Origin of the sequence: Aeromicrobium sp. Root236 (assembly GCF_001428805.1) — a bacterium.
Lineage (GTDB): Bacteria > Actinomycetota > Actinomycetes > Propionibacteriales > Nocardioidaceae > Aeromicrobium.
On record NZ_LMIS01000001.1, the window covers coordinates 1,797,362 to 1,820,032 of the forward strand.

The window sequence follows — 22,671 nt, forward strand, 5'->3', positions numbered from 1 at the left end:
CCCTACGACTTCAAGAGGCTCGCCTCGTCGACCGAGGCCGAACGACGCGCGCGATAGATGGACACGATGATCGACAGGCCGACGACGACCTCGGCGGCCGCGACGACCATGACGAAGAACGCCGCCACCTGCCCGTCGAGGTTGCCGTTCTGCCGCGAGAAGCTCACGAACGCGAGGTTGGTCGCGTTGAGCATGAGCTCGATGCACATGAAGACCACGATCGCGTTGCGGCGGACGAGGACGCCCACCGAGCCGATCGTGAACAGGATCAGGGACAGCGTGATGTACTCGTTCACTTCTCGCCTCCGAACGACTCGTCGCGGGGCTGCTCGTCGCCCACTTGCTCGACGAGCTTGTCGATGTCGTCCTCGAAGCCCTGGCGGACCTGGCCACGGCCCACGATGCTCTCGGAGACCGAGGTCTCGAGCGGGGAGCCGTCAGGCAGCAGGGCCGGGGTGTCGACCGCGTTGTGACGGGCGAAGACACCGGGAGCCGGCAACGGGCCGGGGTGCCGGCCGGACTCGGCGTACTCACGCATGCGACGGGCGGCGACGTCGGCCTGGGAGTGCCGCTTCGTCAGGCGCTCCTTGTGGGCCAGCACCATGGCGCCGAGCGCGGCGGTGATCAGCAGGGCACTGGTGAACTCGAACGCGAGGACGTACTTGCCGAACAGCAGCTCGCTGAGCCCGTACGGGTTGCCGTCACCGTTGGCCGCCTTGAGCCCGACGACCGCGCCGGAGACGGTCTGGCCGATCGCCAGGACGACCGTGACACCGAAGATCAGGCCGATGATGGCGGCGGCGAGGCGCTGGCCACCGATCGTCTCCTTGACCGCGTCGGACGAGTCGACGCCGACGAGCATCAGGACGAACAGGAACAGCATCATGATCGCGCCGGTGTAGACGATGATCTGCACCGCGAACAGGAACGGTGCGCCCTGTGCGGCGTAGAGCACCGCGAGGCTGATCATCACGACCGCCAGGCACAGCGCGGCGTGCACGGCCTTGCGGGCGAAGATGAGACCCAGCGCGGCGATCACCATGATCGGCGCGAGGAACCAGAACGCGGTCACACGGCCCCCCCGGGTTCACGAGGCGCGCCGGCGGGGTTGACGTCGGCGTTCAGCGACGAGTCGATCGGGAAGATCGGCAGCGACTTGCCGCGGTAGTAGTCCTGGTGGTCGTCGCTGATCATCATCTCGTGCGGCGGCTCGACCATGCCGGGCAGCAGCGGGGCGAGCAGGTCGCTCTTCTCGTAGATCAGGTCGGCCCGGTTGTTGTCGGCCAGCTCGTACTCATTGGTCATGGTCAGCGCGCGCGTCGGGCAGGCCTCGATGCACAGGCCGCACAGGATGCAGCGCAGGTAGTTGATCTGGTAGACGCGGCCGTAGCGCTCGCCAGGGCTGTGCCGGTCGCCCTCGGTGTTGGACGCGCCCTCGACGTAGATCGCGTCAGCCGGGCAGGCCCACGCGCACAGCTCGCAGCCGATGCACTTCTCGAGGCCGTCGGGCCAGCGGTTGAGCTGGTGCCGGCCGTGGAACCGTGGCGCCGTCGGAACCTTCTCGAACGGGTACTGCTGGGTCACGGTCTTGCGGAACATCGTCCGGAACGTCACGCCGAAGCCGGCGATCGGGTCCCACAACGTTTCCTTGATCGGATTGCTCATCGTGCGTTCCTCGTGGGGGGTTCGGTGATGGGCGGTACGGGGTAGCCGCCGGCGAAGGCGTCGACCTCGTCGGGCTCCGGCTCGGGCTCGGGCTCCTTCTTCTCCGGGATCAGGAACGTCAGGATCACCAGCACGCCGGCGACACCCGCGACGATGAACAACGCCGGTCCGTCCAGCATGTCCTCGCTCTTGAGCTTGCGGATGAAGGCGACCGCGACGATCCAGGCCAGCGCGACCGGGATGAGGATCTTCCAGCCGAAGCTCATGAACTGGTCGTAGCGCATGCGCGGCAGCGTGCCGCGGAGCCAGACGAAGATGAAGATGAAGAACAGGGTCTTGCCGAAGAACCACAGCAACGGCCAGTAATTCTCGTTGAGTGCGCCGTCCCAGAGGTGCGACAGGCCGAACGGTGCGCGCCAGCCGCCGAGGAACATCGTCGTGGCCAGCGCCGAGACGGTGACCATGTTGACGTACTCGGCGAGGAAGAACAGCGCGAACTTGAGCGAGGAGTACTCGGTGTGGAAGCCGCCGACGAGCTCACCCTCGGCCTCGGGGAGGTCGAACGGGGCGCGGTTGGTCTCGCCGATCATCGCAATGACGTAGATGACGAACGAGGGGAACAGCGGCACGAAGTACCACATGCTGTGCTGCGCCGACACGATCTCCGACGTCGACATCGAGCCGGCGTACATGAAGACCGAGACCAGCGACAGGCCCATCGCGACCTCGTACGAGATCATCTGGGCGCTCGAGCGCAGACCGCCGAGCAGGGCGTAGATCGAGCCGGACGACCAGCCGGCGAGCACGATGCCGTAGACCCCGATCGAGGTCACGGCGAGGATGTAGAGCACCGCGACCGGCAGGTCGGTGAGCTGCAGCATGGTCTTCTGGTCGGTGAACGGGATCGTCACCTCGGGCCCGAACGGGATGACCGCCCAGGCCAGGAATGCCGGGATCGTCGCGAGGATCGGCGCGAGGACGTAGACGACCTTGTCGGCCGCCTTGACGACTATGTCCTCCTTGAGCGCGAGCTTGACGCCGTCGGCGAGGCTCTGCAGCAACCCGAACGGGCCGTGCACGTTGGGTCCGATGCGGTGCTGCATCTTGGCGACGACGCGGCGCTCGAACCAGATGTTGAACAGCGTGTAGACGACCAGCACGACGAAGATCAGGACGGACTTGAGCAGCACCACCCAGAACGGGTCGTGCCCGAACAGCGGGTTCATGATGCCCCCTTCCCGTCGCTTGAGCCTGCCGAGAGCGTCACGTGGTCGGCGTAGCCCACACCCAGCGCCGCCCGCAGGCTGGCACCGGAGTTGGCCGGCGCCCAGACGACACCGTCGGGCAGCTCGGCGACCTCGGTCGGGAAGCTGACGATGCCGGCGTCCGTCGACAGCGTCGCCATCGCGCCGGGGTCGACGTCGAACGCCTTGAGCGTCGCCTCGCTGGCCCTCAGGACGGCCGGCCGGGCCGTGGCCTTGAGCTCGAGCTGACCGTCCTGGTTGCGGCCGTCGTCGATCATGAGGCGCCACGCGTCGAGCACGACGGCCCGCTTGGGTGCGGCCGTCGTGTCGGGCTCGACGGTCGGCGCCGGGATGCGTGCGCCGTCCCACGGACCGAGCTCCACCATGGCCGCACGCGCCTGCGCGACGGTGCGGAAGCCGAGCGGCTGGCCCAGCTCCTCGGCCAGCCCCGCGAGGATCCGGATGTCGGTGAGCGAGTTGGGCTCGTGGAGCACGGCGTCGAACGTACGGACGCGGCCCTCCCAGTTGACGAAGCTGCCGGGCTTCTCGACCACCGGGGCGACCGGCAGGACGACGTCGGCGACCTCGGTGACCTCGCTCTCGCGCACCTCGAGGCTCACGATGAAATCGGCCTTGGCGAGCGCCCTGCGGGCCGCGGCGGGGTCCGGCAGGTCGGTGATCTCGACGCCGCCGATCAGCAGGGCATGGACCACGCCGAGCCGGGTCTCCTCGAGGATCTCGGTCGTGTTGCGACCACGTCGTGCCGGGACCGTGCGGACGCCCCACGCGGCGGCGAGGTCCGTACGCGCCTCGACGTCGTCGAGCGGGCGGCCACCGGGCAGCAGGTCGGGCAGGCAGCCGGCCTCGAGCGCACCGCGCTCACCGGCTCGTCGCGGAACCCACGCGATGCGGGCGCCGGCCTTGTCGGCGGCGGCCACGAGGGCGCTGAAGCCACCGGGAACCGACGCGAGGCGCTCGCCGGCGAGGAAGATCGCGTCCTGGTCGAGCTCGAGTGCAGCCAGTGCGGCCGGCTCGTGCCCCGGGATCGTCTGGACGAGCTCGCCGTTCATCTTGCGCAGGCCGCGGGTCGCGTGGCTCGCGATCGCCACGACCTTGACGCCGGAGCGCGAGGCCTTGCGCAGGCGCAGGAAGATGCTGCCGTTCTCGTCCTCGGGCTCGAGCCCGACGAGGACCACGGTCGACGCCTTCTCGAGGTCACCGAACGTGACGTCCAACGACGTCGTGGCGATCCGGGCGGCGAGGAACTGCGCCTCCTCCTCCGAGTGGGCACGGGCGCGGAAGTCGATGTCGTTGGTACGCAGGACGGTGCGCGCGAACTTGCTGTAGGCGAACGCGTCCTCGGACGTCAGGCGGCCGCCGGGCAGCACGCCGACCTTGCCCTCGGCAGCGGCCAGTCCCTTGGCAGCGGCGGCGAGCGCGGCCGGCCAGGAGGCGGGCTCGAGCTGCTCGGTCTCGGGGTTGCGTACGAGCGGGGTCGTGATGCGGTCACCGACCGTGGGGTAGGTGAACGCGAAACGGTCCTTGTCGGTGATCCACTCCTCGTTGACCTCGGGGTCGTCACCGGCGAGCCGGCGCATGACGCGGCCACGACGGTGGTCGACGCGGATCGCCGAGCCGCTGGAGTCGTGCTCGGCGATCGACGGGGTCGACACCAGGTCGAAGGGCCGGGCGCGGAAGCGGTAGTCGGCGCTGGTCAGGGCGCCGACCGGGCAGATCTGGATCGTGTTTCCGGAGAAGTAGGAGTTGAACGGCTCTTCTTCGTAGATGCCGACCTGCTGCTGCGAGCCGCGCTCGACGAGGGCGATGAACGGGTCGCCGGCGATCTGCTCGGAGAACCGGGTGCAGCGGGCGCACAGGACGCAGCGCTCGCGGTCGAGCAGGACCTGCTCGGAGACCTTGATCGGCTTGGGGAAGGTGCGCTTGACCTCGGTGAACCGCGTCTCGCCCTGGCCGTGCGTCATGGCCTGGTTCTGCAGGGGGCACTCGCCACCCTTGTCGCACACGGGGCAGTCGAGCGGGTGGTTGATCAGGAGGAACTCCATGTTGCCGCGCTGCGCCTTCTCGGCGACGGGCGACGTGACCTGCGTCTTGACGACCATGCCGGCCGCGACCTCGATCGTGCAGGACGCCTGCGGCTTGGGGAACCCACGGCCGTTGCCGGCGTCCGTGATCTCGACGAGGCACTGGCGGCACGCGCCGACCGGGTCGAGCAGCGGGTGGTCGCAGAACCGGGGGATCTCGGTGCCGATGAGCTCGGCCGCGCGGATCACGAGCGTGCCCTTGGGGACGCTGACCTCGACGTCGTCGATCGTCAGCGTGACGAGCTCGACCGGCGCCTGGGCCTCGGGAGTCGCTTCCAGAGTCATCACTTGCCTCCGACGGTCTGGGGCGCGAACAAGGTCGAGGCCGCGGGCGGGAACAGCTCGCGCGACGGCGTGTGCATGCCCGCCTCGAACTCGCTGCGGAAGTGCTGGATCGCCGAGGTGATGGGGCTCGTGGCACCGTCACCGAGGGCGCAGAACGAACGACCGAGGATGTTGTCGCACAGGTCGAGCAGCAGCTCGATGTCGCCGTCCTTGCCCTGGCCCTCGTCGAGGCGCTGCAGGGTCTGGACGAGCCACCACGTGCCCTCGCGACACGGCGTGCACTTGCCGCACGACTCGTGCTTGTAGAACTCGGTCCACCGGAGCACGCAGCGTACGACCGAGGTCGTCTGGTCGAAGACCTGCAACGCCTTGGTGCCCAGCATCGAGCCGGCCGCGCCGACACCTTCGTAGTCGAGCGGGATGTCGAGGTGCTCGGCGGTGAGGATCGGGGTCGACGAACCACCGGGGGTCCAGAACTTCAGCTCGCTGCCGGGGCGCATGCCGCCGCCGAGGTCGAGCAGCTCGCGCAGCGTGATGCCGAGCGGCGCCTCGTACTGGCCGGGTCGGGCGACGTGGCCCGAGAGCGAGTAGAGCGTGTAGCCCTTGGACTTCTCGGTGCCCATCGAGCCGAACCAGTCGATGCCGTTCTTGACGATCGACGGCACCGACGCGATCGACTCGACGTTGTTGACCACGGTCGGCGAGGCGTAGAGGCCCTCGACGGCCGGGAACGGCGGGCGGAGGCGGGGCTGGCCGCGGCGACCCTCGAGCGAGTCGAGGAGCGCGGTCTCCTCGCCGCAGATGTAGGCGCCGGCGCCGGCGTGGATGATCAGCTCGACGTCGATGCCCGAGCCGAGGATGTCGGTGCCGAGGTAGCCGGCTTCCTTGGCCTCACGGGCGGCGGCGCGCAAACGGCGCACGACGTGGAGGACCTCACCGCGGACGTAGATGAACGCGGTCTTGGCGCGGATCGCGTGCGCCGCGATGATGACGCCCTCGATCAGCGTGTGGGGCGTCGCCATCATGAGCGGGATGTCCTTGCAGGTGCCCGGCTCGGACTCGTCGGCGTTGACCACGAGGTACTTGGGCTTGGGGTTGTCCTGCGGGATGAAGCTCCACTTCATGCCCGTCGGGAAGCCCGCGCCACCGCGGCCACGCAGGCCGGAGTCCTTGACCATGCCGATCACGTCATCGGGGGCCATCCTGAGCGCGGTCTCGAGCGCGGAGTAGCCACCGGCCTGCTTGTACGCCTTGAGGGTCCACGCGCGATCGGTGCCCCAGTCGGCGCTGAGCACGGGTGTGAGGGTGTCAGTCATCCTCGCCCTCCTTGGCAGTGTCAGCGGGAGATTCGTCGATCTTGGTCTCGGTCTCGGCACGCTGGGTGTCGGCCTGCTCGGCCGCACCGGTCTTGGTGTCGGCGGTGGCTCCTTCGCTCGCAGAGCTCGCTCCCGGTCGGCCGCTGGCGGCCTCCCTAGGAACCGAAGAGCTTTCAACCTCGGGAGACGGCGCCGTCCAGCCACGCTCGGCGGCGATCTCGAGCCCGGCGAGCGACGGTCCGGCGGCTGCGGGCCCTTCGTCGACGAGCCCGTCCTCGAAGCCTGCGAGCACCCGCTCGGCCTCGCGCCACGACGTGATCGTCGCGCCGCGTGTGGCCTGGACCGTCTCGCCGGCGCGCAGCTTGTCGACGAGCTCGACGGCGGAGTCGGGCGTCTGGTTGTCGAAGAACTCCCAGTTGACCATCATCACCGGCGCGAAGTCGCACGCCGCATTGCACTCGATGTGCTCGAGGGTGACCTTGCCGTCCTCGGTCGTCTCGTCGTTGCCGACGTCGAGATGGCCCTTGAGCCGCTCGAAGATCAGGTCGCCGCCCATCACGGCACACAGCGTGTTGGTGCAGACGCCGACGTGGTGCTCGCCCATGGGGCGGCGCTTGTACATCGTGTAGAACGTCGCGACGCCCGAGACCTCGGCGGCGCTGATGGCGAGGATGTCGGCGCACACCTCGATGCCCTCGTTGGTGACGTTGCCCTCGACGGACTGGATCAGGTGCAGCATCGGCAGCAGGGCCGACCGGGACTGCGGATAGCGGCCGGCGAGCTCGCGGAGCTCACCCAGCGTGGTGTCCGTGAGTGTCATCAGCGATCCACCCCACCCATCACGGGGTCGATGCTGGCGATCGCGACGATCACGTCCGACAGCATGCCGCCCTCGCTCATGACCGAGGTGCCCTGCAGGTTGACGAACGACGGGTCGCGGAAGTGCGCCCGATAGGGCCGGGTGCCGCCGTCGGAGACGACGTGGCAGCCGATCTCGCCGCGCGGCGCCTCGACGCTCGCGTACGCCTGACCGGCCGGGACCCGGAAGCCCTCGGTGACGATCTTGAAGTGGTGGATCAACGCTTCCATCGACTCGCCCATGATGTGCTTGATGTGCTCCGCGGAGTTGCCCTGGCCGTCGGACCCGACGCTGAGCTGCGACGGCCAGGCGATCTTCTTGTCGGCGACCATGACGGGCTGGCCCTCCATCGCGGCGAGCCGTTCAGTGGCCTGCTCGACGATCTTGATGGACTCCCACATCTCGTCGAGGCGTACGCGGAACCGCCCGTAGGCGTCCGGCTCGTCGCGGGTCACGACGTCGAAGTCGTACGTCTCGTAGCCCCAGTAGGGCTGCTTCTTGCGCAGGTCCCAGTCGTAGCCAGTCGCGCGCAGGATCGGACCCGTGAGGCCGAGGGCGAGGCAGCCGGCGAGGTCGAGGTGTCCTACACCCTTGAGCCGGCCCTTGAAGATCGGGTTGGCGTTGCACAGCGCGGCGTACTCGGGCAGCCGCTTCTTGAGCAGCCGGACCGTCGAGCGGAGCTTCTCGATGCCGCCGTCGGGCATGTCCTGGGCGACGCCGCCGGGGCGGATGAACGCGTGGTTCATGCGCAGGCCCGTGATCATCTCGAACAGGTCGAGGATCAGCTCGCGGTCACGGAACCCGCAGGTCATGACCGTCAGGGCGCCGATCTCCATGCCGCCCGTGGCGAGCGCGACGAGGTGCGACGACACCCGGTTGAGCTCGAGCAGCAGGACCCGCATGACCTGCGCCTTCTCGGGCGCCTCGATGCCGAGCAGCTTCTCGACCGCCATGACGTACGCGGCCTCGTTGGAGAACGGGGCGACGTAGTCCATGCGGGTGCAGAACGTCACGCCCTGCGTCCAGGTGCGGTACTCCATGTTCTTCTCGATGCCGGTGTGCAGGTAGCCGACGCCGGCACGGGCATCGCGTACGGTCTCGCCGTCGATCTCGAGGATCAAGCGGAGCACACCGTGGGTCGACGGGTGCTGCGGACCCATGTTGATGACGAGGTGGTCGCCCTCGACCGCCGAGGCGTCGATCGTGTCCCAGTCCTGACCGGTGACGGTGAAGACCGGGCCCTCGGTGGAGTCGGTCGTGCTCGCGTACGGATCGGTGGTCGCGGTCATGAGTAGCTCCTCCGCTGGTCCGGTGGGGCGATCGTGCCGCCCTTGTACTCGACGGGGATGCCGCCCAACGGATAGTCCTTGCGCTGGGGGTGTCCGGGCCAGTCGTCGGGCATCAGGATGCGGGCCAGCGCGGGGTGGCCGTCGAAGATGATGCCGAACATGTCCCAGGTCTCCCGCTCCTGCCAGTCGGCGGTGGGATAGATGCTGACGACACTCGGGATGTGCGGGTCGTCGTCGGGCGCCACGACCTCGAGGCGGATCCGACGGTTGTGGGTCATCGAGAGCAGGTGATACGCGACATGCAGCTCGCGCCCGGTCTCGTGCGGGAAGTGCACGCCGGAGACGCTGGAGCAGAACTCGAACCGCAGCACCGGGTCGTTGCGCAGGTGCGTCACGGTCTCGAGCAGCTTGTGCCGCCGGATGAAGAACGTGATCTCGCCGCGGTCGACGACGACCTTCTCGATGGCCTCATCGAGCTCCGTGATGGTGGCGATCTGGTCGGCGACCTCGTCGAACCAGCCACCGTAGGGGCGCTGGCTCGCGCCGGGCATCATGACCGGCCGGGTCAGCCCACCGAAGCCGGTGGTGTCACCCGTGCCGTGGATGCCGAAGGCCCCTTCGCGTACCTCGACGATCTCGAGCTCGACGGCGTCGCTCTTGACGAGCTCGGACTGCGTCTCGTGCGAGCCGTCCTGGGTCTTGGTGCCCTCGTCGCGCTCGTCCTTGTTGCCCTTCGCGTCAACCATGACTACCTCATCAGACCCTTCATGGCCGAGGTCGGGGTGGCGAGGAGGGCGACCTTCTCGTCCTCCTTGATCTCGTTGAGCCGATTGACGCCGAGCTTCTCGTGCTGGATCTGGTCGTGCAGCTTGAGGATCGCGTCGATCAGCATCTCCGGGCGGGGCGGGCAGCCGGGGAGGTACATGTCGACCGGGACGATGTGGTCGACGCCCTGCACGATCGCGTAGTTGTTGAACATGCCGCCGGAGCTGGCGCAGACGCCCATCGCGAGGACGTACTTGGGACCGGCCATCTGGTCATAGATCTGGCGGACGACGGGCGCCATCTTGTTGCTGACCCGGCCGGCGACGATCATCAGGTCGGCCTGGCGCGGCGAGGGCCGGAAGACCTCCATGCCGAAGCGCGCCGAGTCGAACCGCGGGGCGCCGAACGTCATCATCTCGATCGCGCAACAGGCAAGCCCGAACGTGGCGGGCCAGAATGACGCCTTGCGCATGTAGCCGGCCAGTCCTTCGACGGTCGAGAGCAGGACTCCCGATGGCAGCTTCTCTTCTAGTCCCATTCCAGGCCTCCACGGCGCCATACGTAGGCATAGGCGATGAACACCGTCAGCATGAAGATGAACATCTCGATCAGGCCGAACCAGCCGAGCGCGTCGAACGCGACGGCGAACGGGTAGAGGAAGATGATCTCGATGTCGAAGACGATGAACAGCATCGCGATGATGAAGTAGCGGATCGAGACCTTGCCGCCGCCCTCGGGCAGCGGGCTCGGCTCGATGCCCGACTCGTAGCGGTCGAGCTTGGCGCGGTTGTAGCGCTTGGGCCCGGTCAGTGGGGCGATCGCGACGCTGCCGATGGCGAATGCGGCCGCGATGGCTCCCAGCACGATGATCGGCGTATAGGCCGTCACGGCACCTCCCAGGCGTCAACCGACAGAGCAAGAGCTGTGTGTGTTCGTGCGCTTGTGAATTGCTTCACAACGTGATCACGGTCTCACCCTACGCCCGGGTTTTCGGCAGTGTCACTTAGGTCACACTAACCTCGCCATGGAGACCTGGGTCACACCGGTGACCGATCCTCGCGCCGCGCGGCGACGAACACCTCACAAGACCCATCCCCAGAACGAGGTGCGCACCATGCAGGACTCATTGCTCACGGCCATCGGAGCCTCGCACCGCGTGCTGGGCGAGCAGCTCGTCATGGTGGGTCGCGCCGTGCAGGAGCGGGAGTCGACCCGCGCCATCGTCCAGAAGACCGACGCCTTCATGATCCATGCGTGCCGCCACGTCTCGGCGACGTGCGCCGTCATCCTGCCGGCCGCCCGCCACCGGCTGCCCGGCGGCCGGCATCGCGTGCAGCTCTACATCCACCAGGTGCGACGGCTCGAGCGGTCCGTCGCGCAGATGAAGCGCCGGCTCTACGGCGCCTCCCGGTCGATCCGGCTGCCGTGGGCACAGGTCTGGGAGGCGATGCAGCACGAGCTGGAGGAGCTCATGGCGATCGAGCTGGCCATCGTCGCGGACGTCGCCGCAGGCGTGGGTCCCGGCACCGATGGCCGGCTGGCCCGTCGGCTCGCGGGCTCCGAAGCCGGCAGCCCGACCCGGCCGCACCCCAACTCCCCGCACACCGGGTGGCTCGCCCCGCTGAGCCGCCGCTTCTGGGTCCGGGCCGACAGCTTCTGGGACGCCGTCGAGGGCCGCGTCGTCGCCGGCGCCGTGAAGGCGTTCAAGGCGCCTGCGCGGCTGGCCTAGGGGCGGAACGAGTGGTGCAGCGCGACGATGCCGCCCGACAGGTTGTGCCAGTCGACCTTGCCCCAGCCCGCCTCGACCATGCGGAGGGCGAGGCCCTTCTGGTCGGGCCACTCGCGGATCGACTCGGCGAGATAGACGTACGACTCGGGGTTGGACGAGACCTTGCGGGCGATCGTGGGCAGCGCGCGCATGAGGTAGTTGGTGTAGACCGCCTCGAACGGGCCCCACGTCGGGGTGCTGAACTCGCACACCACGATGCGGCCGCCCGGCTTGGTGACCCTGAAGAGCTCGCGCAGTCCGGCGATCGGGTCGACGATGTTGCGCAGCCCGAACGAGATCGTCACGGCGTCGAACGTCTCGTCGCCGAACGGCAGTCGCATGCCGTCACCGGCCGTGAACGCCAGGCGCGGCCGTTCGCGCTTGCCGACCTCGAGCATGCCGATCGAGAAGTCGCACGGCACGACCGTCGCGCCGGCGTCGGCGAACGGCTGGCTCGACGTACCGGTGCCGGCGGCGAGGTCGAGTATCGTCTCACCGGGCATCGGGGCGACGAGCTCGACGACGCGCTTGCGCCAGCGACGGTCCTGTCCGAGAGACAGCACGTCGTTGGTCAGGTCGTACTTCTCGGCGACCCCGTCGAACATCTTCGCGACGTCGTGGGGTTCCTTGTCCAGACCGGCTCGGCTCACCTCCCCACCTTGCCACGGGTAGGCTGAATCACTGTGAGCAACCCTGCTGTCGATGCGACGACGGCGCCACTCCTGGTCCGCTCCTCACCGATCGACGACCCCGGCGCGCTGCTGTCCCTGCTCCCTCCCACCGACGCGTTCGCGTGGGTCCACGGGGGCGACGGGCTCGTCGGCTGGGGTCGCGCCGCCGAGTTCTCCACGGCCGGGTCGGGGCGGTTCACCGACGCCGCCGCGTGGTGGCAGGACCTCTCGTCGCACGCCGTCGTGCGCGACGACATCGACCTGCCCGGCTCAGGGCTCGTGGCGTTCGGCTCCTTCACGTTCACCGACGACGCCGAGGGCAGCACGCTCGTCGTCCCAGAGGTCGTCGTCGGTCGCCGCGACGGAGTCGCCTGGGTCACGGTCATAGGCCTGGGCATCAGCTCGGCACCCGACCTCGCGGCCTCGACGCCCACCGAGCCGGCGGGCACGACGTTCGCCGACGGCCCGGTCGACAGCGTCACCTGGCAGGGCCTGGTCGGCGAGGCCGTCAAGCGCATCGAGCAGGGTGGGCTCGACAAGGTCGTCCTCGCGCGCGACCTCGTCGCCTCGCTCGACGAGCCCCTCGACGTACGCGCACCGCTGGCCCGGCTCGCCGCCGACTACCCCAGCTGCTGGACGTTCCACGTCGACGGCTTCTTCGGGTCGACGCCCGAGATGCTCGTACGCCTCGAGCGCGGGCTGGTCACGTCGCGCGTCCTCGCTGGGACCATCAGGCGTACGGGCGACGACGCGCACGACCTCGCGCTGGCCGGATCGCTGGCGCGGTCGAGCAAGGACCTCGAGGAGCACGAGTACGCCGTGCGCTCCGTCGCCGAGGCGCTCGCGCCGCACTGCACCAGCATGAACGTCCCGGAGACGCCCTTCGTCCTGCACCTGCCCAACGTCATGCACCTCGCGACCGACGTCACCGGTGTCATCCGCGACGACGCCAGCGTCCTCGGCCTCGCCGCCTCGCTGCACCCATCGGCGGCGGTGGGTGGCACGCCGACCGCCGAGGCCGTACGCCTGATCGCCGAGATCGAGCTGCTCGACCGCGGCCGCTACGCCGGGCCGGTCGGCTGGATCGGTGCGTCGGGCGACGGCGAGTGGGGCATCGGCCTGCGATCGGCGCAGATCGAGGGTGACGGCTCGGTCGTACGCCTGTTCGCCGGCTGCGGGATCGTCGCCGACTCGGTGCCGGCCGACGAGCTCGCCGAGTCCAACGCCAAGCTCATCCCGGTGCGCGACGCCCTGACGCCGCGCGACTAGCCCTGGAGGGCCTGCGCCGTCGCGTCGTCGGCGGGCAGGAACGCCTCGATGCTGAGCTCGGCGGCGGTCAGGTCGAGCGCCGTGCCGAAGGTCGTGACGGTGCTGATGAACGACAGTGGACCGTCGGGCGAGTCCAGCACCATGGGCACGGCGACACCGCCGTCGTCGATGCCGGCCTGCATGCCGCCCGGGTAGTCGACGAGCTCCTCGTGCAGGGTGCGGAGCTGCTCGGAGCCGCTCGCCGCAGCCTCACGAGCGAGGCGCCCGAGCACGTGGAACCGCCACTCGGCGAGGTTGAGGATGCGCGGCGCCAGGCCGTCGGGGTGGAGGCTGATGCGCAGGGCGTTCGGCGACTCCATGAGGTGCGGGGCCACGTCCTCGAGGATCGGCGCGACGCCGGCGTTGGCCATGACCAGGTTCCAGCCGCGGTCGACGACGAGGCACGGATACGGCTCGTACGCCACCAGCACCCGGTCGAGCCCGGCCCGGATCGCGGCGAGCTCGGGATCGTCGAGTGACCGCTCGGGGAACGCGGGCGCGAACCCGGCGGCGATGAGCAGCTGGTTCTGCTCGCGCTTGGGCACCTCGAGCGTCGCGGCGAGCTGCAGCACCATCGCGCGGCTGGGCCGGGACCGGCCGGTCTCGACGAAGCTCAGGTGGCGCGACGAGATGCCCGCCTCGATCGACAGGTCGAGCTGGCTGAAGTGGCGTCGCCGGCGCCATTCACGCAGGAGCGGGCCGACGGGTGATGCGGCGGTGGCGGTGGTCATGTCCCCACTCTCGCGGACCCGCGGGTGCAAGGCCATGACCTCGGAGGTAATTGCGACGCCTACCTGTGCCGCCCAGACTCCTCGGCATGAACACGACAACAGCTGACACCACCACTACCACCACGGGCCCGGTCACCCTCAAGACCGCGCTCCTGCTCGATGCCGCGATCACCGGGGCGAACGGTCTGGCGTACGTCGCCTGCGCCGCGGTCCTCGACTCGCTGCTCGGGCCGTCCCCGACCCACTTCGTCCTCATCGGCGCGTTCCTCGTGGCGTGCTCCGTGATCCTCGGGGTCACCGGCACCCGTCGGCCGATCCCTCGCGGCTGGGCCACGTTCGCCGCCGAGGTCAACGTCGCCTGGGCGATCGGCTCGGTCGCGGTCGTCGGCTTCGGCTGGTTCGACCTCACGACGACCGGTCAGGTCTGGACGCTGATGCAGGCGGCGCTCGTCGCGGTCTTCGCGACGCTGCAGCTCACGGCGCTGCGGCGTACGCGCTGACCTGCGACGGTGTGCGGCGCGTCGATAGGTTGGGGCGGTGCCCCACGACGAGATCGACGCAGCCGCCGCCGGAACCTGGATGCTCGCCGGACACGCCGTCCGCCGCCTGGGGTTCGGGTCGATGCGCCTGACCGTCGACCCGGACCCGCAGCCGGCCGTCCAGGTGCTGCGTCACGCGGTGGAGCTCGGGGTCAACCACATCGACACCGCAGCCTTCTACGTCTCACCCGGCGGCACCCTCGGTGTCGGCACCGGTGACAAGCGGTACGCCACCGACCTGATCCGGACGGCGCTGTGGCCCTATCCCGACGACCTGCTGATCGCCACCAAGGTGGGGCCGGGCGAGCACGAGTGGGCGCGCAACGCCGCGCAGCTGCGGGAGCAGGTCGAGCAGAACCTGACCCGGCTGGGCGTCGACCATCTGGACCTGGTCAACCTACGGCTGCGCGGCCCGGAGCACGGCAGCTGCGCCGAGGAGTTCGCTGCGTTGGCCGCGATGCGCGACGAGGGCCTGATCCGGCATCTCGGCCTGTCGGCGGCGACGCTCGCGCACGTCGACGAGGCCCAGGCGATCGCCCCGGTGGCGTGCGTGCAGAACAGCTACGGACTGGACTACCGCCGCGGTCATGACGAGCTGGTCCGGGTCTGCGGTGAACGTGGCGTCGCGTTCGTCCCGTTCTTCACGCTCGCCGGTGACGCACGCGAGCAAGGCGCCACGGCGGAGTCCAACGCGGCGGTCGAAGCCGTCGCAGCCGCGCACGGAGCGACGGCGCAACAGGTGCGCCTGGCCTGGGCGCTGCACCAGGGTGCGCACGTGCTCGTGATCCCGGGCACCGGCAGCCTCGCGCACCTGCGGGACAACGTGGCTGCTGCGGCGCTGACGCTCACGCCGGCAGAGCTGTCGATGCTGGGGTGAGGCAGGCCCCGGCTAGCGCTCGACGGGCGCGAGGGTCGGCCAGCGCGGGCTGAGGTTGTCGCCCGACGAGACGCCGGTCAGGCGGCGTTTGACCCATGGGGCGGCGTGCGCCTTGGCCCACTCGAGGTTGGCGGCCCGTCGTTCCTTGGCCGTCAGCGGCGAGGCGGGCGGCAGCTCGGGCATCGTCAGCGTGTGCTCCACGCCGAGGGCATCCAGCACCGCGATCGCCATGCGTTGGTGGCCGAGGCTCGACATGTGCATGCGGTCGACGTCCCACATCCGGTCGTCGCGGTAGTCGCGCAGGCGCCAGAAGTCGACGAGGGTCGCGCCGTGCTTGTCGGCCACCTGGCGGACGAGCTCGTTGTAGATCGCGAAGCGCCCCCGCAGCGCCCCGAACACCGGTGAGCCACCCGGGTCGTACGCCGTGAACAGCAGCAGGTGTGCACCGGCGTCGACCAGTCGGCCCAGCGCGACGTCGTAGGCCGAGACCAGCCGGTCGATGTCGATGCGCGGGCGCAGGACGTCGTTGGCGCCGGCGTAGATGCTGACGAGGTCCGGCTTCATCTCGAGCGCCGGCTCGATCTGCTCGGCCAGGATCGGCAGCAGCTGCCGCCCCCGGATCGCGAGGTTGGCGTAGGTGAAGTCGTCAGCGGCCAGGACCTCGGCGACCCGGTCGGCCCAGCCGCGCACGCCGTTGGGACGTGATGGGTCGTTGTCGCCGACGCCTTCGGTGAACGAGTCGCCGAGGGCGACGTAGCGATGAAATGGCACGGGGTCAGGCTAGCGAGTGGCGCCGGCGTCAGTCGTCGAGGAGCCCACGGCGACGGGCGATCGCGGCTGCCTCGGTGCGGCCGGCGGCGCCTAGCTTGGCGAGGATGTTGGACACGTGGACCGACACGGTCTTGGTGCTGATGAACAGCCGGGTCGCGATCTCCCCGTTGCTGAGCCCGGCGCTGACCTGCTCGAGGACCTCCCGCTCACGCGGCGTCAGCTCGACGTCGGACTTGGACGGGCGCCGCGTCAGGCCACCGATCTCGGTCAGGAGGGGCCTCGCCTGGAGCCGCTCGGCGGTTGCCCGTGCCTCGGCGAGCAGCTGCTTGCCCTCGGCCTCGCCGCCGGACGTCAGCAGGACGGCGGCCAGCCGGGTCGCCGAGCGCGCGGTCTCGTAGGGGTCATCCATGCCGATGAACGCCTGGTGGGCACGGCGCCACAGGTCGGTGAGCTCGTCGACGTCGGGCACGTCGACGCCGGTCAGCCACCGGAGCCGGGCGTGCTCGGCGTGCACGCGGATCTGCCAGGCGACGCCTTCGGGTCCCATGGGGTCGATGCTCGCCGCGACGCGGTCCGAGAAGTCGGCCAGCTCTGCCGCCTGGGTCAGCAGGGGTGCCTGCTCGGCGCGGTCGAGCGTCGGCAGGGCCGTGGCGTACTGGCCGATCAGCAGCGCCGAGAGCCGGATGCCGCCGGAGAACAACGGCTCGTCCCAGGCCCGGACCTGCAGGTCGGCGAGGTCGTCGAACGCCCGTCGCGCGGCAGCCAGGTCACCCGCGACGCCGTGGAGCTCGATGAGGGCCGACGTCGAGTGGACCGACGCCGAGATCTCGTGGCGCCACAGCGAACGCATCGTGAGCGTGCGCTCGACCTCGTCGACGTCGCCGCGGCCGGCGTGGACCATGAGGGCGATCGCGGCGAGGGACGCATCGGGGATCGCCGGCGCGTCGGCGCCGACGTCACGCAGCGCCAGAGCCTCGTCCCAACGGCCACGCATGTAGCAGATCAGCGCGGAGTAGAACCGGCCGTCGAAGCCGTAGGGACCCCAGGCCCAGCCCGTCTCGGACGCGCGCACCATGCCCTGCCGGAACGCGTTCTCGGCGTCGTCGAGCTCGCCGGCGTTGTAGTGGACGAAGGCGAGCTGGTGCAGGCCGCGAAGCTCGCCCAGGACGTGCCCGTCGGCCCGCGAGACCTCGACGAGCTCGAGGAAGCCACGCTTGGCCTTCTCGGGATCATCGCCCGTGCGGACCATGACGCGGGTCAACGTCGCCTTGGCGTCGGCGATGACGTCGGCGGCACCGATCTGCTCGGCGATCGCCAGGGCCCGTTCGCCCCACTCGATGGCCTCGTCGTGCCGTCGCCGGTTGGATGCGGTGCGGGCCCGGAGCGCCGCGACCTCGGCCCTCAGCTCGGTCGGCTCGTCGGGCACGACCTTGACGGCCTCGAGGCTCGCCTGCTCGGACTCCGCGTCGAGGTTGGCGTAGTAGGCGGTGTCGCCGATCGCGACGAGCAGCCGTCCATGGTCCTCCGCGGGCGCATCTGACGGGAGCTGTCCGAGGTGGTCGCGCAACAGCTCGACGGCACGCAGCAGCCGGCCCGACGTGACGAGGGCGGACGACGCGTCGATCACGAGCTTGACCAGGTCGAGGTCGGCCGGCGCGGAGTCGACGAGGGTCAGTGCCTGCTCGTAGTGCTGGGCCGCCTCGTCGTAGCCCGACAGCCGTTGCGCCTGCTCGGCGGCCCGGACGCTGGAGAGGAACGCCGTCTCGCGCTCACCGGCGCCGAGGGCGTGCAGGGCGATCTCGGCGGCCGGACCGCGGCGGCTGCCGGACGTCAGCGCCTCGAGGTAGGCGGCGTGGATGCGGCGACGCTCGCCCGGCAGCAGGTCGTCGCGCACGGCCTCGGCGAGCAGGGCGTGGCGGAACCAGTAGGAGTCCTCGCCCACGCGGGTCAGCACCTTGTGGTCGATCGCCGAACGCAGGGCCTCGTCGAGCTCGTCCTCGGCGAGCCCGACGACCTGGGTCAGCACCGAGTATTCGTGGCGGGCGTCGGAGCACGCCGCAGCGCGCACGAGCCGGCGGGCGTTGTCGTCGAGCCGCTCCAGACGCATCAGCAGCAGGTCGGCGAGGGTCTCCGGCAGGGCACCGTCGACGTTGGCGAGACCGGCATCGAGGAGCTCCTCGGCGAAGAACGCGTTGCCGGCGGCGCGGCGTACGACCGCCAGGAGGCTGTCGCTGTCGAGGGCGTCGGCGCCATGGGCGCGCACGAGGTCGACCACGTCGGTGTCGTCGAGCGGCTCGAGCTCGATGCGGCGTACGCCCGGGAGGCGAACCCACTCCGACAGGGCCTGGCGCAGCGGGTGGCGGCGGTGGAGGTCGTCAGCGCGGTAGCTCACGACGACGTGCACCGGGCCGTGGAAGCCGTGGGACAGCACGAAGCGGATGAGGTGGCGGGTCGAGGCGTCGGCCCAGTGGGCGTCCTCGATCACGAGGAGGAGTGGCTCGTCGGCGGCCAGGGAGTCGAGTCCGGCGACGACCGAGGCGAACAGCTCGGCGCGCTCGACACCCTCACCGGGCGCGGAGGAGGGCCAGGGCAGGAGGGGCCCGAGGGCCGGGAAGCGGGCGGCCAGCTCGTCACGCTCGGCGTCGTCGATCGACGCGAAGGCTTCGGAGAACGGCTGGTAGGGCGGTGCGCTGTCGCCGAGGTCGAGGCAGTGGCCGGCGAGCACGCGGTGGCCGGCGGCACGCGCCCGCGCTCCGAGCTCACGCAGCAACCGGGTCTTGCCGATGCCGGCGTCGCCACCGATCAGCACGACATCGCGGGCGGCGGGGTCGGTCACGCCGGCAGCCTCGAGCAGCTGCTCGAGCTCGCGCACCCGGCCGATCAGGGGTGTCGCGGGGGTCCGGTCGTTGGCCATGTCCCCAATCATGTCGGACGCGGCCGACATGGGGGCGATGGTCATACGTGCGCCGTCCGCCCCACCGTCATGCTCACGAGGCGTACGACCAGGCCGCGACGCGCCTTGCGGGTCCGCCGCGGAGCAAATCCGGTGCGGTCACGCTCGTGACGCGAGAGCTCGGTCAGGGCCAGTGCCACGGCGCGGTGGCGGCTCAGTTCAACAGGGACGAAGGTTTCTGGACTCAGGATCATGACTCCAGAGTCGTCGTGTGAGGTAGGCGGGCACATCGGGCGACCTACCTAGATTCGCCGCCGGTGGCGGATCTGAGGTACCTAGGTAGGTGCCTAGTGCACTCGGTCCGGGCCTACTCGCCCGAGCACTGGAAGTTCTTCTGGTACGTCCGCGGGTCGTCCCCGACCTTGACCTTGTCGGCGAGGTCCCAGACACCGGGCGAGTACTCACCGGTCTTCTGCATCTCGTCGAGCACCTTCCAGTCGCGGGCGGTGGAGAGCGCGGCGACGACCCGTTGGGCGGTCGCGGTGTCGCCCTTGGCATCAGCCCGCTGCCACACGTCGAGCCAGCCACACACGACGAGCGACACCGTCTCGGCACTGAACTGGTAGCGGTCGTTGACGCCGAGCTTGGCCAGCCCCGCCTTGTCGAATCCCGGGGGCAACGGCACGTCGGCGAGGATCTCGTCGGCGACCTTGGCGATCTTGCCCGGGGTCACGATCTCGACGGGCAGTGCCGCGAGCCACGAGTTGACCGTGACGTGCTCCAGGCTGCCGAACAGCTTCAGCACCTCGGCTGTGGACGTGAATCCGGGACCTCCCGTGCGGATCTCGACGAACGTCGGCCCTTTCGGCTCGAGCATCGCGGCGATGTCGGTGTCCGAGTAGCTGACCCGCGACCCCTTCTGGCCGTCGATCGTGATCGGCGTGCGCTTGCTGATCTCGGACCGGTCGTCGTAGTAGGACTGGTAGCGCGAGGCGGGGTACCAGTTCATCTCGACCTCGCGGTCCCCCTTGCTGAACACGATCGTTCCCGAGTCCTTGGCGAAGCCGTAGACCGTGGTCGCCTTCCAGCCGGGCTCACCGATCAGCAGACGCGGGTTGTTGCGCGCCACCTCGACGGCGGCGGCCGAGTACGCGATGCGGTCGGTCCCGGTGCCGACGTGGACGGTCTGTCCGTCGCGGCCCGGTGCGGTGTCGGAGTCCGTGAGCAGCGCCGGAACGCTGACGGCGACCGCGAGCACGGCGGCAGCGGCGAGGCCGATCGCGGCGACCCGCGTGCGTCGGCGCTTCGTGATCGAGGTGACGGGGGTCGTGGACATGATCTCCTCCAGGAGGACCTGCCCAGCGCCTCGGAGATCGCGGACGGCGTCGGGGTCGTGCGGGTCGGCGTCGCGTACCAGCCGGTCGAGTGTATCGTCGGTCATCTGCCCTCCTCGGGTCTGGGTTCTGTGCGGACACCCAGTACGTGTCCGACAACCCCCATGTCGTTACCGAGCTGCTCCCGCAACCGTGCGCGGGCTCGCGAGAGCCGCGTCCGTACGGTCTGCGCGCTGAGCCCGAGCACCTGCGCGATCTCGCGCGGCTCGAGCTCCTCCCACACCGTCAGCGTCAGGACCTCACGGTCGATCTCGCCCAGCCGCGACAGCGCAGCACGCAGGGCGATGCGCTCGGTCACGTCAGCGGTCGCGTCCTCGGCCGCCGCATGCGCCAGCTCGTGCCGGAGCCGCAGTCCGAGGCGGTCGCGGCGCTGGCGGCTCCGGCGCAGGTTGAACAGGACCTTGCGGGCGACGCCGTACAGCCAGAGCCGCGCCTCGTCGCCGGGCGGCAGCTCGTCGACCCGGCGCCACGCCACCAGGAACGTGTCGGCGACGACGTCGGCGGCGTCCTCGCGCTGCGGGACCCGACGTACGGCATAGGCCAACAGCGCATCGAAGTGCTCGGCGTAGAACGTGCGGAACCGTTCGTCGTGATCTCGGCTGGTCACACCATGCCCATGTCCGGCTCCGCCGCGATCGTTACAGGCCTACTTCAAGGTCTTCTTCCCGCCGTGGACCACGGTGATGAGCTTGAGCGCCTTGTTGTCGGTCTTGGCGTCACGCGCGAACGACGTCAGCATCATGATCGGCTTCATGCGCTGGCGGGTGATCGCCTTGGCGTACGTGAACTCCTTGAGGCCGTCCGGCCCGTGGATGCGGCCGAAGCCCGACTGCCCGACGCCGCCGAACGGCAGCCCGGGGACGGCCGCGAACGCGATGACGGAGTTGACCGAGGTCATGCCGGAGCGGACGCGGCGGGCGATGTCGACGCCGTTCTTCTTGGAGAACACGGAACCCGCCAGCCCGTACGACGTGGCGTTGGTCAGCTCGACCGCCTCGTCCATGCTCTTCACGGGGTTGATTGCCAACGTGGGCCCGAACGTCTCCTCGGTGATCTCGGTGGAGTCCTCCGGCACGTGCGTCAGGATCGTGGGCTGCACGAACCGCTCGCCGACGGCGTCCGGACCTCCCATCACGACGTTCGCGCCCTTGGCGATCGCGTCGTCGATGTGGCTCTTGATGATGCCGATCTGCGACGGCATCGTGATCGGCCCGAGCTTGGCGCCGGGGTCGTCACCGGCGCGGAGGTCCTTGGCCTGCTCGGTGATCTCGCTGACGAACGCGTCGAAGACCTTCTCGTGGACGTAGACCCGCTCCGTGCCGATGCAGGTCTGGCCGGCGTTGGACATGCCGCCCCACAACGCGGCCTCGGCGGCCTTGGTCAGGTCGGCGTCCTCGTCGACGATCAGCGAGTCCTTGCCTCCGGCCTCGATCAGGACGGGCGTGAGGTTCTCGGCACAGGCGGCCATGACCTTCTTGCCGGTGGGGCCCGATCCCGTGAACGCCAGCTTGTTGATGTCGGCGGTGCACAGGGCGTTGCCGGTCTCGCCGAGGCCCGTGACGACCTGCAGCACGGGGCGGCCGTGGACGACCTCGGTGAACGTGTCGACGAGCCACTGTCCGACGCCGGGCGTGTACTCACTGGGCTTGAAGACGACGGAGTTGCCGGCCGCCAGGGCGTACGCGATGGAGCCCATCGGGGTGAAGACGGGGTAGTTCCACGGACCGATGACGCCGACGACGCCGAGCGGGTGGTACTCGACCGAGGAGGCCTGGTTGGCCATCAGCAGACCCGACGAGACCTTCTGGGGTCCGAGGATCTTCTTGGCGTGCTTGGCGACCCAGGCGATGTGGTCGATCGCGATGATGATCTCGAGCTGCGCGTCGCCGTGCGGCTTGCCGGTCTCGCGGTGCGACAGCTCGGCGAGCTGAGCGATGCGGCGCGTGATGACGCTGCGCCACGTCAGCAGGTAGTCGCCGCGCTCCTTGAACGTCAGGCCGCTCCACCACGCGGCGGCATCACGCGCACGTGCGACGGCGGCGTCGACCTCGTCCCGGCCCTGGATGGGGTAGGTGCCGACGACGTCGCCGTTGGCCGGGTTGAGCGAGTCGAAGGTCGGCGTCGTGCCGCTGTCGACCGTGGGCTCCAGTGTTGCGGTCATGCGGGGTCCCCGCCTTTCGGTGAGTGGAGCAAG

The 22,671-nt window shown here is 69.7% G+C and carries 22 protein-coding genes; 4 read left to right on the forward strand and 18 right to left on the reverse strand.

Translation table 11 applies throughout. The annotated features are described in order from the left end of the window. Window positions 1-2: 2 nt before the first annotated feature. The 11 genes from nuoK to ASE12_RS09140 are packed head-to-tail and all read right to left on the reverse strand — an operon-like array spanning window position 3 to window position 10,413. Complete coding sequence (nuoK, locus tag ASE12_RS09090) at window positions 3-296, reverse strand: NADH-quinone oxidoreductase subunit NuoK (protein ID WP_056209744.1); 294 nt, start codon at window positions 294-296, stop codon at window positions 3-5. After that, a complete protein-coding gene (locus ASE12_RS09095; protein ID WP_056399486.1) occupies window positions 293-1,072 on the reverse strand; it encodes an NADH-quinone oxidoreductase subunit J in 780 nt (259 codons plus the stop codon). Before ASE12_RS09095 ends, nuoK begins: the two co-directional genes overlap by 4 nt. Then, window positions 1,069-1,665, reverse strand: coding sequence for an NADH-quinone oxidoreductase subunit NuoI (gene nuoI, locus ASE12_RS09100; RefSeq protein ID WP_082530447.1), 597 nt, complete (start codon window positions 1,663-1,665; stop codon window positions 1,069-1,071). Before nuoI ends, ASE12_RS09095 begins: the two co-directional genes overlap by 4 nt. Next, window positions 1,662-2,891: an NADH-quinone oxidoreductase subunit NuoH gene (gene nuoH / locus ASE12_RS09105; RefSeq protein WP_056399488.1), complete on the reverse strand. Its 1,230-nt coding sequence runs from the start codon at window positions 2,889-2,891 to the stop codon at window positions 1,662-1,664. The genes nuoI and nuoH overlap by 4 nt, the downstream gene beginning before the upstream one ends. After that, window positions 2,888-5,296 (reverse strand): NADH-quinone oxidoreductase subunit G, encoded by a 2,409-nt coding sequence (locus ASE12_RS09110; protein ID WP_056399491.1) that lies wholly within the window; start codon window positions 5,294-5,296, stop codon window positions 2,888-2,890. Before ASE12_RS09110 ends, nuoH begins: the two co-directional genes overlap by 4 nt. Further along, complete coding sequence (gene nuoF / locus ASE12_RS09115) at window positions 5,296-6,612, reverse strand: NADH-quinone oxidoreductase subunit NuoF (RefSeq protein ID WP_056399494.1); 1,317 nt, start codon at window positions 6,610-6,612, stop codon at window positions 5,296-5,298. Before nuoF ends, ASE12_RS09110 begins: the two co-directional genes overlap by 1 nt. Next, window positions 6,605-7,432 (reverse strand): NADH-quinone oxidoreductase subunit NuoE, encoded by an 828-nt coding sequence (nuoE, locus tag ASE12_RS09120; RefSeq protein WP_056399498.1) that lies wholly within the window; start codon window positions 7,430-7,432, stop codon window positions 6,605-6,607. Before nuoE ends, nuoF begins: the two co-directional genes overlap by 8 nt. Continuing rightward, window positions 7,432-8,760 carry an NADH-quinone oxidoreductase subunit D gene (locus tag ASE12_RS09125; protein ID WP_056399511.1) on the reverse strand — a complete coding sequence of 443 codons (1,329 nt, stop codon included), beginning with the start codon at window positions 8,758-8,760 and terminating at the stop codon, window positions 7,432-7,434. Before ASE12_RS09125 ends, nuoE begins: the two co-directional genes overlap by 1 nt. Beyond that, on the reverse strand, window positions 8,757-9,506 hold the full coding sequence (locus ASE12_RS09130) for an NADH-quinone oxidoreductase subunit C (protein ID WP_056399514.1): 750 nt from the start codon (window positions 9,504-9,506) through the stop codon (window positions 8,757-8,759). Before ASE12_RS09130 ends, ASE12_RS09125 begins: the two co-directional genes overlap by 4 nt. Before the next feature lie 2 nt (window positions 9,507-9,508). Beyond that, window positions 9,509-10,063 (reverse strand): NADH-quinone oxidoreductase subunit B family protein, encoded by a 555-nt coding sequence (locus ASE12_RS09135; RefSeq protein ID WP_056399516.1) that lies wholly within the window; start codon window positions 10,061-10,063, stop codon window positions 9,509-9,511. Next, a complete protein-coding gene (locus tag ASE12_RS09140; protein ID WP_056209772.1) occupies window positions 10,054-10,413 on the reverse strand; it encodes an NADH-quinone oxidoreductase subunit A in 360 nt (119 codons plus the stop codon). The genes ASE12_RS09135 and ASE12_RS09140 overlap by 10 nt, the downstream gene beginning before the upstream one ends. Window positions 10,414-10,639: 226 nt before the next feature. On the opposite strand from ASE12_RS09140, the gene ASE12_RS09145 reads away from it, so the two are divergent. After that, window positions 10,640-11,254 carry a hypothetical protein gene (locus ASE12_RS09145; protein WP_157412871.1) on the forward strand — a complete coding sequence of 205 codons (615 nt, stop codon included), beginning with the start codon at window positions 10,640-10,642 and terminating at the stop codon, window positions 11,252-11,254. Here the strand turns inward: ASE12_RS09145 and ASE12_RS09150 are convergent. Continuing rightward, the gene (locus ASE12_RS09150; RefSeq protein WP_056399520.1) at window positions 11,251-11,943 is read right to left on the reverse strand and encodes a demethylmenaquinone methyltransferase; all 693 of its coding nucleotides are present in this window, start codon (window positions 11,941-11,943) and stop codon (window positions 11,251-11,253) included. The two genes, ASE12_RS09145 and ASE12_RS09150, sit on opposite strands and share 4 nt — an antisense overlap. A 33-nt stretch (window positions 11,944-11,976) precedes the next feature. Between ASE12_RS09150 and ASE12_RS09155 the strand changes: the two genes are divergently transcribed. Next, window positions 11,977-13,233 carry an isochorismate synthase MenF gene (locus ASE12_RS09155; RefSeq protein WP_082582176.1) on the forward strand — a complete coding sequence of 419 codons (1,257 nt, stop codon included), beginning with the start codon at window positions 11,977-11,979 and terminating at the stop codon, window positions 13,231-13,233. Here ASE12_RS09155 and ASE12_RS09160 read toward each other — a convergent pair. Next, window positions 13,230-14,003, reverse strand: coding sequence for a helix-turn-helix domain-containing protein (locus ASE12_RS09160; RefSeq protein WP_056399525.1), 774 nt, complete (start codon window positions 14,001-14,003; stop codon window positions 13,230-13,232). The genes ASE12_RS09155 and ASE12_RS09160 overlap by 4 nt on opposite strands. A gap of 86 nt (window positions 14,004-14,089) precedes the next feature. On the opposite strand from ASE12_RS09160, the gene ASE12_RS09165 reads away from it, so the two are divergent. After that, a complete protein-coding gene (locus ASE12_RS09165) occupies window positions 14,090-14,503 on the forward strand; it encodes a hypothetical protein (RefSeq protein ID WP_056399526.1) in 414 nt (137 codons plus the stop codon). 37 nt (window positions 14,504-14,540) lie between these two features. Further along, window positions 14,541-15,419, forward strand: a complete 879-nt coding sequence (locus tag ASE12_RS09170) for an aldo/keto reductase (protein ID WP_200954992.1) — start codon at window positions 14,541-14,543, stop codon at window positions 15,417-15,419. A 12-nt stretch (window positions 15,420-15,431) separates the two neighbouring features. Here the strand turns inward: ASE12_RS09170 and ASE12_RS09175 are convergent, their stop codons facing one another. From ASE12_RS09175 to ASE12_RS09195, 5 genes are all read right to left on the reverse strand, one after another. Further along, entirely contained in the window at window positions 15,432-16,190 is a 759-nt protein-coding gene (locus ASE12_RS09175) for an SGNH/GDSL hydrolase family protein (protein ID WP_056399529.1), read from the reverse strand. Between the two features lie 28 nt (window positions 16,191-16,218). After that, window positions 16,219-19,104, reverse strand: coding sequence for an AAA family ATPase (locus tag ASE12_RS20700; RefSeq protein WP_162255475.1), 2,886 nt, complete (start codon window positions 19,102-19,104; stop codon window positions 16,219-16,221). A gap of 346 nt (window positions 19,105-19,450) precedes the next feature. Further along, window positions 19,451-20,524 (reverse strand): hypothetical protein, encoded by a 1,074-nt coding sequence (locus ASE12_RS09185; protein ID WP_056399536.1) that lies wholly within the window; start codon window positions 20,522-20,524, stop codon window positions 19,451-19,453. Beyond that, window positions 20,521-21,084, reverse strand: coding sequence for an RNA polymerase sigma factor (locus tag ASE12_RS09190; RefSeq protein WP_056399539.1), 564 nt, complete (start codon window positions 21,082-21,084; stop codon window positions 20,521-20,523). The genes ASE12_RS09185 and ASE12_RS09190 overlap by 4 nt, the downstream gene beginning before the upstream one ends. 39 nt (window positions 21,085-21,123) lie before the next feature. Next, the gene (locus tag ASE12_RS09195; RefSeq protein WP_056399540.1) at window positions 21,124-22,638 is read right to left on the reverse strand and encodes an aldehyde dehydrogenase family protein; all 1,515 of its coding nucleotides are present in this window, start codon (window positions 22,636-22,638) and stop codon (window positions 21,124-21,126) included. Window positions 22,639-22,671 lie beyond the last annotated feature (33 nt).

Coding starts and splice junctions, on each gene's coding strand:
- ASE12_RS09160 (WP_056399525.1), bottom strand. CDS start 14,003: ATGACCACCGCCACCGCCGCATCACCCGTCGGCCCGCTCCTGCGTGAA.
- ASE12_RS20700 (WP_162255475.1), bottom strand. CDS start 19,104: ATGGCCAACGACCGGACCCCCGCGACACCCCTGATCGGCCGGGTGCGC.
- ASE12_RS09145 (WP_157412871.1), top strand. CDS start 10,640: ATGCAGGACTCATTGCTCACGGCCATCGGAGCCTCGCACCGCGTGCTG.
- nuoI (WP_082530447.1), bottom strand. CDS start 1,665: ATGAGCAATCCGATCAAGGAAACGTTGTGGGACCCGATCGCCGGCTTC.
- nuoH (WP_056399488.1), bottom strand. CDS start 2,891: ATGAACCCGCTGTTCGGGCACGACCCGTTCTGGGTGGTGCTGCTCAAG.
- ASE12_RS09130 (WP_056399514.1), bottom strand. CDS start 9,506: ATGGTTGACGCGAAGGGCAACAAGGACGAGCGCGACGAGGGCACCAAG.
- ASE12_RS09165 (WP_056399526.1), top strand. CDS start 14,090: ATGAACACGACAACAGCTGACACCACCACTACCACCACGGGCCCGGTC.
- ASE12_RS09125 (WP_056399511.1), bottom strand. CDS start 8,760: ATGACCGCGACCACCGATCCGTACGCGAGCACGACCGACTCCACCGAG.
- ASE12_RS09110 (WP_056399491.1), bottom strand. CDS start 5,296: ATGACTCTGGAAGCGACTCCCGAGGCCCAGGCGCCGGTCGAGCTCGTC.
- ASE12_RS09195 (WP_056399540.1), bottom strand. CDS start 22,638: ATGACCGCAACACTGGAGCCCACGGTCGACAGCGGCACGACGCCGACC.
- ASE12_RS09135 (WP_056399516.1), bottom strand. CDS start 10,063: ATGGGACTAGAAGAGAAGCTGCCATCGGGAGTCCTGCTCTCGACCGTC.
- nuoE (WP_056399498.1), bottom strand. CDS start 7,432: ATGACACTCACGGACACCACGCTGGGTGAGCTCCGCGAGCTCGCCGGC.
- ASE12_RS09185 (WP_056399536.1), bottom strand. CDS start 20,524: ATGACCGACGATACACTCGACCGGCTGGTACGCGACGCCGACCCGCAC.
- nuoF (WP_056399494.1), bottom strand. CDS start 6,612: ATGACTGACACCCTCACACCCGTGCTCAGCGCCGACTGGGGCACCGAT.